This is a genomic window from Vibrio sp. S9_S30, assembly GCF_014694455.1.
GTDB lineage: Bacteria > Pseudomonadota > Gammaproteobacteria > Enterobacterales > Vibrionaceae > Vibrio.
In genome coordinates, this window is the sequence record NZ_JAAUWT010000007.1 from 146,826 (window position 1) to 164,354 (window position 17,529).

Genomic DNA, 17,529 nt, shown 5'->3' on the forward strand with positions numbered 1-17,529 from the left:
TCATTGATTCTGCCAATGTTCGCTCCCCCACCTCTCTTACTTACTCAGCAGGACGAATCGACAACAAAGACATGGCAAAAACGGGCGTTATCATGGGCATAATCGGTCTTGGGATCGTATACTCTGCGATGTGGATATTTTACTGATCTGACGGAGCCCACACATGATCATCATTGCCCATCGAGGTGCACGCGCCACTCACCCTGAAAACACCTTGTCCGCTTTTCAAGCCGCGCTGGATAGTGGTGCGCCTGCAATAGAATTGGATGTTCATGAACACGATGGCGAACTTTGGGTTATCCACGACAAATGGCTTAATCGAACCACGAATGGTTTAGGGTTACTAACGTGGTTTGATCGCGACAGTCTAGGTAAGCTCGATGCGGGCAACGGCGAGAAGATCCCAACATTAAAACAAGTTCTCGCGCTCGTAAAAGGTCAATGTGCATTGAATATCGAGCTAAAAGGCATGTCGGATCTCTCGTTACTCTATGACCATCTCGATCTGGCGATGGAACAATTCCACTTCTCTCACCACCAACTGATTGTTTCTTCTTTTAATCATGAGTGGCTTGCCAACATTAAGCGATCGAAGCCAAGCGTGCTTATTGGTGCTTTGACCGGCACAAAAGGCCTTGATAAAGCAGCGTTTGCAGAGGCGCTGAACGCTTCATCCATAAACATCAGCCTTGACGTAATAGATGAAGATTATGTCAAAGACGCCAAACAACGGGGTCTTTCGGTTTATGTTTACACGGTGAATCAGCTTGAAGATTGGCAGTGGTTGAACAAAATCGGTGTGGATGGCGTATTCTGTGACTGTCCACGTAACGCGATAGATCACTTCCCACAGCCCCCCAAATTTCACTGGAAATAAAGCTAGTTGTTGACCAGCAATTAAGGCATAGTGAATTTTTTATAACCACCTAAGTCTTTAAACACAATGTCATACGAATGGCTTGCCTTAGCCGCCGCCTTTCTCTGGGCAATTTCCAGCGTGATCTCGGTTACCCCCGCGAGACATTTAGGCTCCTTTTCCTATAGTCGATGGCGGATGGGATGTACTTCCATCATTCTCATTATTATGGCGCTTTTTACGGGGGGGTGGGCAACCATAACCAACGAGCACATCTTACCAATGGCGTTGTCTGGGCTGATAGGCATATTCATTGGGGATACCGCTCTTTTTGCGTGTATGAACAGAATGGGACCAAGGCAAGCGGGCTTGCTCTTTTCTTGCCATGCCGTGTTTTCTGCCATTCTTGGGTACTGGATATTCAGCGAAACCTTAAGCGGAGCTGAACTATTCGGATCAGTGCTGGTTTTTTCTGGCGTGATGACCGCCATTTTCTTTGGTAAGAAAAAACAAGGTCAGCACGAGTGGGAAGTAATACAAGGCAGTGTTTATATCGGACTCGCGTTAGGATTGCTCGCCGCAATTTGTCAGGCTTTAGGTGGGATCATTGCCAAGCCCGTCATGCAGGGAAACATCGATCCCGTTGCGGCGTCGGCGATTCGTATGATTGCGGCATTTCTTGCGCACTGCGCATTTAGAATGACGGGAGCCAAGCTTTCTCGCCCGATTAAGCCCATCAACTTACGAATCCTTGGGATATGCGCCACTAATGGATTTTTGGCGATGGCAGTAGGCATGACACTGATTCTGTATGCCTTGCGAGACGGCAATGTCGGCATGGTGGCGCTGCTTTCTTCAACAACCCCTATCATGGTGTTGCCGTTACTGTGGGTCTATACACGACAGCGTCCTAACCCCTATGCTTGGATAGGCGCAATTTTAGCCGTAATAGGGGCTGGCATTCTCGTCACTTAGCCATATTCTTCATTCTTAAAAAACAGCACCAATGCTATTGATAACTATTTGCATTAATAATGTTTTAGCGATATATTGACCTTGTCTGTGGAACGAGAGTACAGCTCAATCCCGACCTTGAATCCTAAATACCTTGGGTAATGAGGTATCGAAGCTTCCTACTTCGAAAACATTACTGTGTCGACAAGTTGAGTTACCTGTTTCAACGTAAGTGCTACTTATTGAATTGTCGATACTAAATATACATTGTGATAAACAAAAACCACCGCTTTGGTGGTTTTTGTTTATGTACTCAATTAGGTTCTTATCTCGATGTATAGGGAGCTCATGAGCTAGGCTCGTGGAAACGAAAACGCTGTCACTCGATCAATGTGGTCTTCACCCAAAGCCAACATCACCAAACGGTCGATCCCCAACGCGACACCAGCACACTGCGGTAACCCCGCTTTTAAAGCATCAATTAAATGATAATCAATCGGTTGAGCATTCAGGCCCATGCCGATTCGCTGTTTATTGTCTTGTTCAAATCGCGATAGCTGCTCTTCGGGGTTATCCAATTCATGAAACCCATTCGCCAGTTCAATGCCTTGGAAGTACACTTCGAATCGATCCGCTACCCTCGAATCGTGTTGATTGATCTTGGCGAGAGCTGCCTGAGATGCGGGAAAATCATATACAAATACAGGGGCATCCTGCCCTATCTTATTTTCAATGCCAACACTGAACAACAACTGCAATAAGGTGTCTCTGTCTTCTTCTGGTTGTGCGATATCACTCAAACCCAAGACGTCCGCAGATTGTTTCAACGTATCCATAGAGGCTTCAAGTGGACACACGCCTAATACCGATAAAAAGGCATTCTGATAAGTCATGCGCTCCGCTTTTTTACACCTAAGGGTAAGCTGAAGCAGCTCATCCATTTCGTCCATCAGATCGTGGTGGTTAAAGTCAATTCGATACCATTCCAGCATGGTGAACTCGGGGTTGTGGAGTCGCCCATTTTCTTCATTTCGAAACGACTTACAAATCTGATAGATCGAGCCACTCCCCGCTGCAAGCAGGCGCTTCATATGAAACTCCGGGCTGGTCATTAAATAGAGAGAGCGCCCATCGGCATAGTGTGGCCCTACAAACTGAGTTTGAAAGGTATGCAAGTGAATGTCTGTCACCGTTGCATGGCTCATCGCAGGTGTATCGACTTCCAACACATCCCTGCGTTGAAAAAACGCTCGTATTTTCCCAATCAATTCTGCGCGTTGCTTCAATTGCGCTATGTCAGCGGTCGGTTGCCAATTCTTCGTGGGCATACAGTTTCTCTATAAGTTGTTAAGCGCACCATTTTAGCCCTGTGCTCTTGTCTCTTCCAGAGTCGATTCTTCTTCTTTCTCCACTAAGATGCGTCGAATAACAGTGATAAAAGTCACACTTTTTAGATGTTATATGTCTTTGATTGCATTAGCGAAGCAAAAACCTAAATGAATCAATTTTCCCGTATTTGAGCTCATTTAGTATGCCTATAGGAATCAAGGTTTTTTAGGATTAATGGATTCAACAGAATCCAGCAAGGACGGCCCGCAAGATGTGCGCTGTCGTTTTTGCATTTGTTGTTACTAACCGGAGGTAACTGTGCAGACGATAACCACAGATATCGCAGTCATCGGCGCTGGCGGCGCTGGTCTCCGCACTGCAATCGCTGCTGCTGAAGCAAACCCAGAATTAGACATCGCTCTTATTTCTAAAGTCTATCCCATGCGTTCTCATACCGTTGCTGCGGAAGGGGGATCCGCAGCCGTTATCAAAGACGAGGACAGCCTCGACAACCACTTCAACGATACCGTTGGCGGTGGTGACTGGTTGTGTGAACAAGATGTAGTGGAATACTTCGTTGAAAATGCCACGCGTGAAATGATCCAAATGGAGCAATGGGGTTGCCCTTGGAGTCGTAAAGAAAACGGTGAAGTGAACGTGCGACGATTTGGTGGCATGAAAGTCGAGCGTACGTGGTTTGCTGCCGATAAAACGGGCTTCCACATGCTGCACACTCTGTTCCAAACCTCGATGAAGTACACCAACATCCATCGGTTTGATGAGTATTTTGTGGTCGATTTGTTGGTCAATGACGGTGACATTCAAGGTGTAATTGCGATTCATATGTCAGAAGGCGAGCTGGTCGTGATCAGAGCCAAATCCGTTGTTTTAGCCACCGGTGGGGCTGGTCGCGTATATCACTGCAACACCAATGGCGGCATTGTAACTGGCGATGGCATGGCGATGGCATACCGCCACGGTGTCCCGCTCCGTGATATGGAGTTTGTGCAATACCACCCTACTGGTTTGCCGGGCACTGGGATTTTAATGACCGAAGGCTGCCGCGGCGAGGGTGGTATTATCGTCAATAAAAATGGCTACCGCTATTTGCAAGATTACGGCATGGGGCCCGAAACCCCAGTTGGTCACCCCAAAAACAAATACATGGAATTGGGACCAAGAGATAAAGTCTCCCAAGCGTTCTGGCATGAGCAACAAAAAGGCAACACCATTAAGCACCCTATGGGCGATGTGGTGCACCTCGATCTTCGCCACCTTGGAGAAGCGTACCTGCAAGAGCGCTTACCTTTCATCTGCGAGTTGGCCAAAGCCTACGTAAACGTCGACCCCGCCAAAGAACCTATTCCAATCAGACCGACCGTCCATTACACCATGGGGGGGATTGAAACCAATAAAGGCTGCGAAACGCGCATTAGGGGTTTGTTTGCCGTCGGGGAATGTGCGTCGGTTGGGTTGCATGGTGCAAACCGACTGGGGTCCAACTCTCTGGCTGAATTTGTGGTCTTCGGCCGAGTCGCTGGCGAAAACGCCGTGAAGCATATCGAGGCATTCAAAGGTTGGAATGAAGAGTCTATCGCATCACAGGTCAATGACGTAGAAGCACGAATCCAAGCATTAATGAATCAAGAAGGCGATGAAAACTGGGCGGATATTCGTACCGAAATGGGTCATACCATGGAAGCTGGCTGTGGTATTTATCGCCAAGAAGATTTAATGCAAGCCACCATTGACAAAATTGCAGAACTTAAAGCGCGTTACAAGCGCATCAGCATTAAAGACAAAGGTAAAGTGTTTAATACCGATTTGTTGTATGCCATTGAGGTCGGCTATGGGTTAGAAGTCGCCGAAGCCATGGTGCATTCCGCCATACTGCGTAAAGAGTCTCGTGGGGCTCATCAACGTTTAGATGATGGTTGTACAGGAAGAGATGACAAACGGTTCCTAAAGCACTCACTTGCCTTTTATCAGCCCAATGCGACGCCCACGATCGAGTACAGCGAAGTGACGATCACCAAGTCACAGCCAAAAGCACGTTTGTACGGAGAAGCCGCAGAAAAAGCCGCGGCAGTGGAAGCCGCTAGAGAAACAGAGGAGCAATCATAATGTCCGCCACTCGCATTCAAAAAGTCGACATTCTGCGTTATGACCCTGAAAAAGACGCAGAGCCTCACTTTCAAACCTTTGACGTCCCATTCGATGAAACCATGTCGGTACTCGATGCTTTAGGCTACGTGAAAGATCATTTGGACAAAGAGCTGTCTTACCGTTGGTCGTGTCGAATGGCGATTTGTGGTTCATGTGGGATCATGGTCAATGGTGTGCCCAAACTAGCCTGCAAAAGCTTCCTACGAGATTACCCCGATGGCATAAAAATCGAGCCTTTGGCGAATTTCCCCATCGAAAAAGATTTGATAGTGGACATGACTCCATTTATTGAGCGCCTCGAAGCCATCAAGCCCTACATTATTGGCAACGACCGTAAACCCGAAGATGGCACAAACATCCAAACGCCAGAGCAAATGGCAAAGTATAAGCAGTTTGCTGGCTGCATCAATTGCGGGCTTTGTTACGCAGCCTGCCCGCAATTTGGGCTTAACCCAGAATTTATAGGACCAGCGGCATTAACGTTAGCACACCGTTACAACCTTGATAGCCGTGATCACGGTAAAGCGGAGCGTATGGGGCTCATTAATGGTCAGAATGGCGCTTGGGGATGCACCTTTGTGGGCTACTGCTCTGATGTATGCCCTAAAAACGTCGACCCGGCAGCGGCAGTAAACCAAGGCAAGGTGGCGTCGTCTATGGATTTTGTTATCGCGATGCTGAAACCACAAGACACACCAGTAGAAAAGGAGGCATAACCATGAGTAACCGCAAACCTTATGTTCGTGAAATCAAACGAACATGGTGGAAAGACCATCCCTTCTACCGGTTCTATATGCTTCGGGAGGCTACAGTACTGCCGTTGGTACTTTTTACTGTGTTCCTCACTTTTGGATTAGGCGCTTTAGTCAAAGGACCAGAAGCCTGGCAAAGCTGGCTGGTCTTCATGGCAAACCCGCTTGTTGTTGCCATTAACATCGTTGCACTGGCGGGCAGCCTGCTGCATGCTCAAACATTTTTCAGCATGATGCCGCAAGTGATGCCCATTCGCTTGAAAGGAAAACCCGTCGAGAAGAAGCTCATCGTCGTAGGTCAATGGGCAGCCGTTGCCATGATTTCTCTGATCGCACTCATCGTGCTATAAGGAGCATAAAATGAAACCCAATTATTCGATTAACAAAACGCCTCAACGCTCCGACGAACCAATTTGGTGGGGGCTGTTTGGTGCTGGGGGAACGTGGTTTGCGATGATTACCCCAATGACCATCTTCATTCTTGGTGTGTTAGTGCCACTCGGCATAATTGACGCTCAAGCACTCAACTACGAGCGTGTATCAGAGTTCGCCACTAGCTTCATTGGCGCACTCTTTATCATTGGCACCCTTTCCTTACCGATGTGGCACGCAATGCACCGAATTCATCATGGAATGCACGATTTGAAACTCCATACTGGTGTTGTTGGGAAAGTTGCGTGCTATGCATTTTCTGGTCTTATAACGGCACTTTCCATTGTATTTATCCTCATAATTTGAGCCAAAAAAGAAAGGGAGATTCCCTCCCTTTCACCTCTTCCATAAGAAAAGCCTATAAGCTTACTTACAAATACGTACAATTTTCACTCTATAAACCTGAACACTTACTCACTATAATCTCGTCGCTTATCGATTAAAGCCCTCTATTGCTTATTTGTTGAACATAGACACACTCAGTTTTCACCATCAGCAAATTGAGCTGGATAAAGAATCAAGGAAAAGCATAAATAAAGACTGGTTATTTGCCAGAGCTTTGACACATTCACCATAGCCTAAACAACCTGCGCTCAGGATAAATAGGTTCTGGTTCTCATTGGAACCGAAGCACAAATTGCTTCCTTTTAAAAAGTAAGTGTAATGTTCAAACCATCTGTTTTTCTGACTCTAATCTGTACTTGGATGCTCTCCGGCTGCCAAATAGAGCCCAATCCCCTTCATCATGAGATGGCTCAGCCAGATGTCACGGATACTGCCGTACAGGTTTACTCGGAAATCAATCATTGCCAAGCAGCTGCAGATATCCCTAACTGTGACTTTGAGAAAGGCATTTATGTATTAGCCATCGACCCAACTGTCACGAAAGAACAGCATCAACGAGCCGTAAAACAGGCTGAAAATTTTGTCCGTTGGGCAAACCATGACGTTCATCAGTCATTCAATAATAAAACGATTGTGATTGGCATTCTGACCACCAAACCGACCCATGCATCTCACCAACATCCGTTTGCCATCGCACTGGCTTCCGCAACTCAGCAAATACAAGCATTAGAGTGGCTTTACACCCAGAGTGGCAAAGACGAAACACTGCAACTCACGACATACCAAAAACTCATGCAGGTATTTGATTATTATGTGGATGGGAATGGTCATACTTTGGTGGGCAGTGAGCTCAACGATGCCTACCACGATTTTAAAATCAAATTGAACATTTACCAACAAACCGCAGCACAACAAAATTTTGAGGCACTGCACCTGAATGAATGCCTCTATGGGAACGGGCAACTCAATGCCGACCGAGCACTCGGGACACCAACCCCTTGCAAGAAAGAGGGAACCATCCACTCTGGAGGCATCGTAGATACATTGCATGAAAAGACACACAGCAACCTAAATGCCGGTGTTTTACTCGGACTGCTATACGAATACAAAGTAGACTCCACCAAAAATGCAGGCGGCGGCGAACTCATTGGCAGCCAAGGCTCCCCTTTTATCAATAAAGGAGACATTGTGTCTGGTCTGTACCCACAGGATGGTCCCAACATGTACTTAACATGGGCGAACCCAGCGTTTAAACCCTTGAATGATTATTTGGATACGTACTTCTTCGCAAATAAATAACGAGCATAGAATTCGGTATTTTCAATCACAAATAGTTATAAATAGTTACAAATAGTTATGTGTTTCTATTTCATTATCCATTAACATTAAGTTGATATTAAATACGTGAATATATAGAGTAAAGCATTTCCTTTCGTGAATATTGGTATTAGTTTGAGTTACATAAAGTTCATTTTCCTCGTAGCTCTACTACTTCCATTTTCGTCTTGGTCAAAAACCACCTTTGTATCTTCCGATACTATCCAGAGAGCGATAGAGCAAGCATCACTTCAAGATCTTCATCACTCAGACATGTGGCACTTATTACTTCATTATAATAGGGAAAGTAGTGCCATAAACACTGAATCATTCTTTCTAGCACCCAATGGAAAGTATTCCCCACAAGAAGAATTAGAAGCAACGATTAGGTTGTTTTACACAGATCCGACTTCTCAATGCAAGTTTCCCGCAAGAAAGTTGTACTTAATGTCTAACCTAGGACTGAAATCATTACCTGAAGTAGAATGCATTCATTATTCTAACTATTTAAATGAATTCAAAGCTGATTCAGTCAGTCTTGTGTACGCCTCTGGTTATCTTGGAAACCCAGCATCCATGTTTGGTCACGTAATGATCAAATTTAACAAACTGAAAAACAACAAGCTTTTAGATCATACGTTTAGCTATGGCGCTATAGTGCCTGATTCTGACAATAAACTTGAGTATATCTATAACGGAATAACGGGTGGATACGATGGTCACTATGCAAATCAAATGTATCACCATCAGAATTTGCTTTATAACGAATCTGAGCTTCGTGACCTATGGGAATATGAGCTAAAGCTTCCCAAACAGGATGTTACCTTTCTACTCGCACATTTTTGGGAACTGGAAACAACAAAGAAAACATATTATTTCTTTACAGAAAATTGCGCTTACCAATTGGCAAAGCTGCTTGAAATGTTAATGGGTAGACCTTTACACAAAACCAATAAATTATGGGTTATGCCTTATGATATGGTGAGCTTGCTTAACGATGATGATATAGCATCCATTACCTATCATGGTTCAAGGCAACAAGATCTTTACAATAAATTCTTTCAACTAAACCAAAATCAAAAACAAACCGTTGAAATCATTATCGATGCTCAACCAAACGCAATTCCAGACCATCTAAAGCCATATGAAGATTATGCCGCCAAACAGATCATTGATACATTATTTGATTATTATGCTTTTATAGAGAGTAAAAAGTCTGGTTTGACTCAACGGCAAGAAGAGTCAAGAAAGCAGCTTTTAAGACAAAGATTTACTTTGAGTCCAGGTAACACAGATTGGGAAAAACAAAATCCCCCACCACCACACGCATCACAAGATACTGCACTTTTCCAAGTAAGCAGCGTATACAATCAATCCCTTGGTTTTGCATCTGAATTTAGGTTCAGAGCTAACTACTACGACTTTTTGAACATCAATGCAGCAAGAATCCCTTTCTCTGAATTAGAAGTTTTCGATGTTCGGGTACGTTATTTACACTCAGAAAGTGCATGGTCCTTAAGAGAGCTCATCCTATTTAACATCACTAACCTTAATACTTCGAAAACAGGTTTACCGCTCGATAGCGGTATCGCATGGAGACTTTCCTCCGGATACAAAGCGAATAGCTTAACTTGCCAGAGCTGTTCATCTTTTTACGTAGATGGATTTATAGGTAAGGCGACGAGCCTGAATAATTATTTTGCTGCTTATACTGCTATTTCGACAGAGATAAGAAGCACAGACAAATTTGGGGGCTACATAAAAAGTGGTCCCGAAATCGGTGGGATTTTCAATGTAACTCCCAACTGGGCGATGTCTCTAAAAATAGGACATCACATATCCCTAAGCTCTATGGAATCTTATGGAAATTACTTAAATTGGGAACATAGGTTTTTCAGTCACAAGAACTTTGATTTCCGCGCTCAAGTTAAGCATCAAGACTCATATGAGTACTCAGGGTCTCTTTCATTTTATTGGTAGATAAGTAACAACATGAAAAAAATCACAGTAACAGCATTAACTATTGCATCACTTTTCACTGGCAACGCAATGGCAGAAGACAGTATCAACCCTTGGACACATTGTGGTATTGGTGCGATGATCTTTAATGACAATGGCACAGCAGCCGCGATCTCAAACGTAATTTGGGATCTAGGTACTACGGCGGTTTCATCTAAGATATCTTCACAAGAAAGCTGCGAAGGAAAACGAGTAGAAGCGGCTAAATTCATTCAAGACAACTATGACCGCATTATAGAAGAAACCAGCCAAGGTGAAGGCGAACATCTAAGTGCAATGTTGGATATCCTAGAAGTAGAGAAAAACGCTCAAGCAAGCGTAATCTCAAAAGTGCGCGTTGAGATGGCTACTCAAATCGATGCCGCACCGCAAGCTTACTACAATGCAGTTGTAGCAAATATCTAAAACACCCTAAATTTATTGCTAAAAGGTCAGCAAATCGCTGACCTTTTTCATTCTATAAACGTCGATATCTCAGACAACGATTTCTTGTTTGTAGCGTGTTCCGGAATAGTAGCACCTTCCTCAGGATAGCCAGTTACGATCAACATGTAAGGGCGGTCGTTGTTATTGTCGCGTCCGCATATCTTGCTCAAAAAACTCATGGGTTTTGGTGTGTGGGTAAGCGTACCCAACCCTGCATTGTGAAGGGCTTGCAGTAAAAAACCTGTCGCAATACCAACCGACTCATGCACGTAGTAGTTGGTTTGGCTTTCGTCATTCTCCATTCCACCACGCTTCTGAGAAAATACGGCAATTAGCCACGGTGCTTTTTCAAGGTAAGGCTTGCTGGCGTTAGTTCCTAGTGGTTTAAGCGCATCAAGCCATTCTTGCCCAGCTCTGCCTTGATAAAAAGACTGCTCTAACTCTTCTGCCGCTTGACGAATTTGAGCTTTTACGTCTGCACGATTAATGGCCACAAAGTGCCAAGGTTGATGATTCGCTCCACTTGGTGCCGTTCCTGCTGCTTTAATGCAACTTTCAATGATGGATTTCGGCACGGGGCGATCGGAAAACTGACGAATAGAGTGACGACGCTTGATGAGATCGTAGTTTTGATTGGCGCGTTTCGACATTTCTTCCACTGAGTATTCAATAAAATCGTCCAGTGGCAATTGAGATTCTTCAGACATGCTGTTTCCTTACTTTTTTATTTAACGGGTTACTATAGCGAGAAATAAAAGACAAAAACGAGCTTTGTGATTGTGAGGGAGTGAGACTGAGAGCGTTATTCAATTTTTGTCACAATGAAACTAAAACCAACGTTAGAAGTTGAGACAAAAAAATGCGCCACCGAGGCGCATTTAATAATATTGATGATACAGAACCTAAAAACCGCTCACAAAAGAGCAACTCTGTCATGGTTTGTCTTCCATTAAGTAACGGTTACTTTACGCGACCCACGTACTCGCCGTTACGCGTATCAACCTTAATGACTTCGCCGATAGCAATGAACAGAGGGACACGAACAACCGCACCCGTGACCAGTGTTGCTGGCTTACCACCTGTACCTTGAGTATCGCCTTTCAGACCCGGATCTGTTTCAGTGACTTCAAGCTCTACAAAGTTTGGTGGTGTGACGGCAATTGGGTTTCCGTTCCAAAGCGTAATCATGCAGGTGTCGTTTTCTACCAGCCATTTAGCGTTGTCACCAACGGCTTTCAGGTCCGCTGCAATTTGCTCAAACGACTCGCTGTTCATGAAGTGGTAGAATTCACCGTCGCTGTATAGGTAGTCCAGATCGATGTCCATGACGTCTGCGACTTCAACCGTGTCGCCCGACTTGAACGTCTTCTCTAAAACTTTACCAGAAAGCAACTTACGGATTTTTACGCGGTTGAATGCTTGACCTTTACCCGGCTTAACATACTCGTTTTCGAGAATGACACACGGCTCATTATCAAGCATAATTTTAAGACCGCCTTTAAATTCATTCGTGCTAACAGTAGCCATTTTTTCCTCTTACCATCTTCGAGTTCAATTTAATGCCGCACATCATAACCCGAAAAGCTGTTTCTGTTGAGCAAAACTGGCTCAAACAATTAGCGAATGCGATCTCCGATCCTCACCAGTTGTTGCAAGCGGTTGAAATCGACCCTACCCCTTGGCAAAAAGGATTAGCCGCACGCGAACTGTTTGCGATGCGTGTACCACAAAGCTTTGTTCATCGAATGGAAAAGGGAAACCCTAACGATCCCTTGCTCAGGCAAGTGCTTCCCCTGATGGACGAGTTTGAGGTTCATAAGGGGTACTCGTCGGATCCACTGGAAGAGCAAGACAACGATCAGCCCGGTCTGCTGCATAAATATAAAAACCGCGTTCTGATGATTGTAAAAGGCGGTTGTGCGATCAACTGCCGATACTGTTTTCGACGTCATTTTCCTTACCAAGCCAACAAAGGATCCAAGTCGGTTTGGGAACACAATTTGGCTTACATTGCAGAGCACGATGAGATCAATGAGGTGATCTTGTCTGGGGGCGATCCCTTAATGGCAAAAGACAGCGAACTGGAATGGCTTATCTCTCGAATTGAAACAATACCACATGTTAAAACGCTGCGGATCCACTCTCGATTACCCGTGGTGATCCCATCCCGTATTACCGACGAACTTTGTTATCTCCTTCGTGGAAGCCGCTTAAATGTAGTGATGGTGACGCACATTAACCACGCGAATGAAATCGACGGTGAGCTGACCGCCTACCTTGCCAAGCTGAGACAGGCTGGTGTGACACTGCTTAATCAAAGCGTCCTGCTTAAAGGGGTCAACGACAACGCTGAAGCCCTGATCAAACTGAGTGAAGCCCTGTTTAACTCCGGCGTACTTCCCTACTACCTTCATGTATTAGATAAAGTGCAAGGTGCTGCGCATTTCTTGGTTCCCGATAAGGACGCCAAGGTGCTGATGTCTCAATTGATGGAAGAAGTATCTGGGTATCTGGTTCCAAAACTGACGCGCGAAATTGGTGGACGTAAAAGCAAAACACCGCTGGATCTGCATTTGGAATAACGCCTCTGACATTGGCAAATATTTGTTGTCGAAACCACAAAAATATTTCGTCTACGAAAACGATCCATTCTTTCTTTTTTAACCTAATATTTGCCCCTTATTGAGGAGCGAATTGCATGACAGAATTATCTAAATGGTTAGACTTAGGTCCTTTCTCATGGTGGGGACTACTTTGCTGTACTATCTGCGGATCATTGATAGGAATTGAACGCCAAACTCGGGGAAAACCCGTTGGAATAAGAACGTCCATCCTGATCATTTCCGGAACCTACTTTTTCATGTCACTTGCTATCTATCTTTCCCCTAACACCTTGGATCAAGCTCGGGTACTTGGGCAGATCATTACCGGTGTTGGCTTTCTTGGGGCAGGCGTAATGATGACGTTGGAAGGCAAGATACACGGGGTTACCTCTGCCGCCGTCATTTGGGTGTTAGCTGCGTTGGGGCTAATGACAGGCTTGGGCTTTGGTCAACAAGCAATATTAGTTACAATTCTCGTGCTTTCCGTCTTACTCGGTGTCGATAAGCTGGAAAGCAGTTTTATAAGCTTACGCAGAGGCGTCCATCGAACGATGGATAAACACAAGAAGAAATAGCACAGCCGTGATTTGAATGGCTTGTGAATTGAATCATCTCTTCGGGTACAAACCTATTGAAGGATGAATCGATTTCTTGTGCTGCACATGTGACGAGGCTCTTTTCATTCAGAAGAGAGGAGGCTGAGATGATACCGCCCATATTAGACACCGCTGGTGTGGCTTTCTTAGGTGACTCAGCCACCATTTCTCCTGCTGTGAACATAAGATCAATACCCAATGCTGCTAACTGCAAAACGCTGCGCATTACTTTCGTTAGTTCAGGAAACCATTTCAATCAAAATTTAGGACCACCTCTACAGAACTAATGCTTAGTTAAACAAAATTCATTACCACCGATTGACAACTCCCATCTTAAAAATGAGTCAAAAACCATAAATAGAGATGTCTTGTTTTATAGAACAATGTACCCAATTTTTAAAACAGGATACATTTTCGATGCTAGTTCGATATGATTTGGCTTTACTTCTAAGAGCTTTCTCTATTTTCGCTATCGTCGCAGGTCACTTTGAATTTGCCAGCCTACTTGGAGGTGCCTTATATTTGATCTGCCTATCCGGTTTCAATTTTGTCAAATATACCGTGCCAAAATTCAAGCTAGGTGAATTTCAATCTGCACGTGCCGAGATCAGCCATTGCTTTATAACCTATAATCGATTTCTGCTTAAAATCATTCTGCCAACATGTCTATACTTAATATTAATTAATATATTACTTGGGCGTTTTCATCCTTATAGCATCTTACTCATCAGCAACTATATCGGTCCAGACTACGCTGATGGTGTCACCGTTTGGTTTATAGAAGTATTACTGCAAATTTATTTATTGTTTAGCTTGTTCCTGTTGATCGCCCCCATTAGAAGATGGATCAAAACGTCCCCCTATATATTGTTCCTAGCCTTAACAATAGTCACTTACATCGTTAGCACAATATCCATGTGGATATTTGATACTTCAGACCTGTTACACCGGCTTCCACACCTGATGCTTTACTTGTTCTGTCTTGGAGCTCTCACTGCATTTAGCCACTCTATAACTCAGAAGCTAATTTCCTCAGCAATAGTTCTTTTCATTTGCGTACCTCACCTTATCTCAAATTTCGGTGACAACATGACATTTTTATTTTTCGCCATGTTACTAACGATTTGGCTCCCTACTGTTTACTTGCCAAGAATACTGAGTAAGTCGATCACTCTGATAGCAATGAGTTCATTGTTCATATATTTGAGCCACTTCCAAGCGAGAAGCTTACTTGAAAAATTGTTTAATGATCCACCGCCTGGTGCTTCTGTCGCTTTCGCCTTATGCGTAGGAGTGATCCTTAGCTATTTATGGCGCTCAAGAAAGACACTTGCAGGTAAAGCTTGGCAAAAGATCAAGTACACTGCTGCCCCTTGAGCCGATAACGTGTTGCGAAGTGACTTCAAGATACTGGGTGATCCGTTCACTGAATCAACATCCGTTCACTGAATCAATAAAAAAGCCTCGCACATTGCGAGGCTCTTTTCATTCAGAAGGGAGGAGACTTACATCATGCCGCCCATGCCACCCATACCACCCATATCAGGCATTGATGGTGCATCTTTCTGAGGTGCATCCGTTACCATAGCTTCTGTTGTGATCATCAGACCCGCTACCGATGCGGCAAATTGTAGAGCGCTGCGCGTGACTTTCGTTGGGTCCAGAATACCCATTTCAATCATGTCGCCGTATTCACCTGTCGCCGCGTTGTAACCGTAGTTACCTTCACCAGCACGTACGTTGTTTGCAACGACAGACTCTTCATCACCTGCGTTGCTGGTGATTTGACGGATTGGCGCTTCCATTGCACGTAATGCAACACGGATACCCACGTTTTGTTCTTCGTTGTCGCCTTTTAGCTCAGTCAGCTTAGACGCTGCGCGGATCAGTGCAACACCACCACCAGCCACTACGCCTTCTTCAACCGCTGCGCGAGTCGCGTGCAGTGCATCCTCAACGCGATCTTTCTTCTCTTTCATCTCAACTTCAGTCGCTGCGCCCACTTTGATGACCGCAACACCGCCTGCTAACTTAGCAACACGCTCTTGTAGTTTCTCTTTGTCGTAGTCTGACGTCGCTTCTTCAATTTGCTGACGGATTTGAGCAACACGACCTTGGATCGCAGCCTCTTCACCCGCGCCATCGATGATGGTTGAGTTTTCTTTAGTAATGCTTACACGCTTAGCCTGACCAAGATCTTCTAGTGTTACTTTTTCAAGCTCTAGACCAATCTCTTCAGAAATCACAGTACCGCCCGTTAGGGTAGCAATGTCTTGAAGCATGGCTTTACGGCGGTCACCAAAACCAGGAGCCTTAACCGCTGCCACTTTCACGATGCCACGCATGTTGTTCACAACAAGGGTTGCTAGCGCTTCGCCTTCTACATCTTCAGCAATGATGATAAGAGGACGAGATGCTTTCGCTACCGCTTCTAAAGTAGGAAGCAATTCGCGGATATTGGATACTTTTTTGTCTACAAGAAGGATGAATGGGTTTTCTAGGTCAACCGCACCAGCTTCTTGATTATTGATGAAGTAAGGAGACAAGTAACCACGGTCAAACTGCATACCTTCTACTACGTCTAGCTCGTCTTGCAGGGCCTGACCTTCTTCAACAGTGATAACACCATCAATACCTACGCGCTCCATTGCTTCAGCAATGATTTCGCCTACGCTCTTGTCTGAGTTAGCAGAAATAGTACCGACTTGCTCGATCTCTTTCTTGCCTTTACATTCCACAGAAATGTTGCCCAGTTCAATAACAGCGGCTGCAACGGCTTTATCGATACCACGCTTAAGATCCATTGGGTTCATGCCAGCCGCGACGGCTTTCAAACCTTCATTAACGATAGATTGAGCCAGTACCGTTGCCGTCGTGGTTCCGTCACCTGCTGCATCGTTCGCTTGAGACGCCACTTCTTTCACCATTTGTGCGCCCATGTTCTGGAACTTGTCTTCCAGTTCAATTTCACGCGCAACAGAAACACCATCTTTTGTGATGGTTGGAGAACCGAACGATTTGTCCAGCACCACGTTACGACCTTTAGGACCTAACGTCACTTTTACAGCGTCAGCCAGAACGTTAACACCTTCTAGCATTTTGATTCGTGCGTCGTTACCAAATTTAACGTCTTTAGCAGCCATTTTTAATTTCCCTTTCTTAATTCGTTTTTAATCTGTCGTTTTTGAATCAGAGTAAAAATTACTCAACAATTGCCATGATGTCATTTTCAGACATGATGAGGACTTCTTTACCATCAATCTTTTCAGATTTGGTGCCGTAGCCTTCAGCAAAAATAACGCTATCACCAACTTTTACGTCCAGTGGTTGTACAGTACCGTTTTCTAGAATGCGGCCCTTGCCTACAGCCAAAACCGTACCACGTGTCGATTTTTCCGCAGCAGAACCAGTTAGAACGATGCCACCTGCAGACTTTGCTTCAACTTCTTGGCGTTCAACGATAACTCGGTCGTGTAAAGGACGAATATTCATCGGTCGTCTCTCCTGATTAGATGTTTTTATTTGATGTGAGAAATGCCGTTAAAACGGCTTGTGGATCATATATAGGGCGTGCATAGAGATAACCCAAGGGGGGGAATGTGTTTTTTTGTGACGGCTGTTGAAAAATCAAACAGCTTTTCGAGGAATTTCATGTCAATTGCCCGAAGTGTCTATTTTTACCTCGATTTTTAAGCCCGCCGTTGCCTTGTTTCGTCACGTCGATAGCTCTTCAT

At 44.8% G+C, this 17,529-nt stretch carries 16 protein-coding genes; 11 read left to right on the forward strand and 5 right to left on the reverse strand.

The features are described 5' to 3' along the window. Positions 1-163: 163 nt before the first annotated feature. Entirely contained in the window at positions 164-877 is a 714-nt protein-coding gene (locus tag HC752_RS10620; RefSeq protein WP_190335097.1) for a glycerophosphodiester phosphodiesterase, read from the forward strand. A 66-nt stretch (positions 878-943) separates the two neighbouring features. Then, positions 944-1,831 (forward strand): DMT family transporter, encoded by an 888-nt coding sequence (locus HC752_RS10625; RefSeq protein ID WP_190335098.1) that lies wholly within the window; start codon positions 944-946, stop codon positions 1,829-1,831. A 332-nt stretch (positions 1,832-2,163) separates the two neighbouring features. Here HC752_RS10625 and epmA read toward each other — a convergent pair whose 3' ends face one another. Further along, complete coding sequence (gene epmA, locus HC752_RS10630) at positions 2,164-3,138, reverse strand: elongation factor P--(R)-beta-lysine ligase (protein WP_190335099.1); 975 nt, start codon at positions 3,136-3,138, stop codon at positions 2,164-2,166. Positions 3,139-3,457: 319 nt separating this feature from the next. Here epmA and frdA point away from each other — a divergent pair, with 319 nt between their 5' ends. The 7 genes from frdA (at position 3,458) to HC752_RS10665 (ending at position 10,575) form a co-directional block, all read left to right on the forward strand. Beyond that, complete coding sequence (gene frdA, locus HC752_RS10635) at positions 3,458-5,263, forward strand: fumarate reductase (quinol) flavoprotein subunit (RefSeq protein WP_190335100.1); 1,806 nt, start codon at positions 3,458-3,460, stop codon at positions 5,261-5,263. Then, positions 5,263-6,021 carry a succinate dehydrogenase/fumarate reductase iron-sulfur subunit gene (locus HC752_RS10640; RefSeq protein ID WP_190335101.1) on the forward strand — a complete coding sequence of 253 codons (759 nt, stop codon included), beginning with the start codon at positions 5,263-5,265 and terminating at the stop codon, positions 6,019-6,021. Before frdA ends, HC752_RS10640 begins: the two co-directional genes overlap by 1 nt. 2 nt (positions 6,022-6,023) lie before the next feature. Continuing rightward, entirely contained in the window at positions 6,024-6,407 is a 384-nt protein-coding gene (gene frdC / locus HC752_RS10645; protein ID WP_190335102.1) for a fumarate reductase subunit FrdC, read from the forward strand. Between the two features lie 10 nt (positions 6,408-6,417). Continuing rightward, entirely contained in the window at positions 6,418-6,795 is a 378-nt protein-coding gene (gene frdD, locus HC752_RS10650; protein ID WP_190335103.1) for a fumarate reductase subunit FrdD, read from the forward strand. Positions 6,796-7,152: 357 nt separating this feature from the next. Beyond that, the gene (locus HC752_RS10655) at positions 7,153-8,133 is read left to right on the forward strand and encodes a histidine ammonia-lyase (RefSeq protein ID WP_190335104.1); all 981 of its coding nucleotides are present in this window, start codon (positions 7,153-7,155) and stop codon (positions 8,131-8,133) included. Between the two features lie 252 nt (positions 8,134-8,385). Then, on the forward strand, positions 8,386-10,131 hold the full coding sequence (locus HC752_RS10660) for an Lnb N-terminal periplasmic domain-containing protein (RefSeq protein WP_446751435.1): 1,746 nt from the start codon (positions 8,386-8,388) through the stop codon (positions 10,129-10,131). Between the two features lie 12 nt (positions 10,132-10,143). Then, entirely contained in the window at positions 10,144-10,575 is a 432-nt protein-coding gene (locus HC752_RS10665) for a DUF3015 family protein (protein WP_190335105.1), read from the forward strand. Positions 10,576-10,622: 47 nt separating this feature from the next. Here the strand turns inward: HC752_RS10665 and HC752_RS10670 are convergent, their stop codons facing one another. Together HC752_RS10670 and efp are read right to left on the reverse strand one after the other, a co-directional pair. Further along, positions 10,623-11,303 (reverse strand): nitroreductase family protein, encoded by a 681-nt coding sequence (locus tag HC752_RS10670; protein ID WP_190335106.1) that lies wholly within the window; start codon positions 11,301-11,303, stop codon positions 10,623-10,625. A 253-nt stretch (positions 11,304-11,556) separates the two neighbouring features. Beyond that, on the reverse strand, positions 11,557-12,123 hold the full coding sequence (gene efp, locus HC752_RS10675) for an elongation factor P (RefSeq protein WP_190335107.1): 567 nt from the start codon (positions 12,121-12,123) through the stop codon (positions 11,557-11,559). Positions 12,124-12,155: 32 nt separating this feature from the next. Between efp and epmB the strand changes: the two genes are divergently transcribed. After that, complete coding sequence (gene epmB / locus HC752_RS10680) at positions 12,156-13,178, forward strand: EF-P beta-lysylation protein EpmB (RefSeq protein WP_190335108.1); 1,023 nt, start codon at positions 12,156-12,158, stop codon at positions 13,176-13,178. 116 nt (positions 13,179-13,294) lie between these two features. After that, positions 13,295-13,774 (forward strand): MgtC/SapB family protein, encoded by a 480-nt coding sequence (locus HC752_RS10685; protein ID WP_190335109.1) that lies wholly within the window; start codon positions 13,295-13,297, stop codon positions 13,772-13,774. A gap of 1,526 nt (positions 13,775-15,300) precedes the next feature. Here HC752_RS10685 and groL read toward each other — a convergent pair. Both groL and HC752_RS10700 read right to left on the reverse strand, forming a co-directional pair. Next, a complete protein-coding gene (groL, locus tag HC752_RS10695; RefSeq protein WP_190335111.1) occupies positions 15,301-16,938 on the reverse strand; it encodes a chaperonin GroEL in 1,638 nt (545 codons plus the stop codon). 58 nt (positions 16,939-16,996) lie between these two features. After that, positions 16,997-17,287, reverse strand: a complete 291-nt coding sequence (locus tag HC752_RS10700; protein ID WP_190335112.1) for a co-chaperone GroES — start codon at positions 17,285-17,287, stop codon at positions 16,997-16,999. Between the last annotated feature and the right edge of the window lie 242 nt (positions 17,288-17,529).

Bases quoted from the DNA above. Each gene is read 5' to 3' on its own strand.
- HC752_RS10685 (WP_190335109.1), top strand. From the start codon at position 13,295: ATGACAGAATTATCTAAATGGTTAGACTTAGGTCCTTTCTCATGGTGG.
- HC752_RS10665 (WP_190335105.1), top strand. From the start codon at position 10,144: ATGAAAAAAATCACAGTAACAGCATTAACTATTGCATCACTTTTCACT.
- HC752_RS10625 (WP_190335098.1), top strand. From the start codon at position 944: ATGTCATACGAATGGCTTGCCTTAGCCGCCGCCTTTCTCTGGGCAATT.
- HC752_RS10640 (WP_190335101.1), top strand. From the start codon at position 5,263: ATGTCCGCCACTCGCATTCAAAAAGTCGACATTCTGCGTTATGACCCT.
- frdD (WP_190335103.1), top strand. From the start codon at position 6,418: ATGAAACCCAATTATTCGATTAACAAAACGCCTCAACGCTCCGACGAA.
- frdC (WP_190335102.1), top strand. From the start codon at position 6,024: ATGAGTAACCGCAAACCTTATGTTCGTGAAATCAAACGAACATGGTGG.
- epmA (WP_190335099.1), bottom strand. From the start codon at position 3,138: ATGCCCACGAAGAATTGGCAACCGACCGCTGACATAGCGCAATTGAAG.
- epmB (WP_190335108.1), top strand. From the start codon at position 12,156: ATGCCGCACATCATAACCCGAAAAGCTGTTTCTGTTGAGCAAAACTGG.
- HC752_RS10670 (WP_190335106.1), bottom strand. From the start codon at position 11,303: ATGTCTGAAGAATCTCAATTGCCACTGGACGATTTTATTGAATACTCA.
- efp (WP_190335107.1), bottom strand. From the start codon at position 12,123: ATGGCTACTGTTAGCACGAATGAATTTAAAGGCGGTCTTAAAATTATG.
- HC752_RS10655 (WP_190335104.1), top strand. From the start codon at position 7,153: ATGTTCAAACCATCTGTTTTTCTGACTCTAATCTGTACTTGGATGCTC.
- groL (WP_190335111.1), bottom strand. From the start codon at position 16,938: ATGGCTGCTAAAGACGTTAAATTTGGTAACGACGCACGAATCAAAATG.
- HC752_RS10700 (WP_190335112.1), bottom strand. From the start codon at position 17,287: ATGAATATTCGTCCTTTACACGACCGAGTTATCGTTGAACGCCAAGAA.
- HC752_RS10620 (WP_190335097.1), top strand. From the start codon at position 164: ATGATCATCATTGCCCATCGAGGTGCACGCGCCACTCACCCTGAAAAC.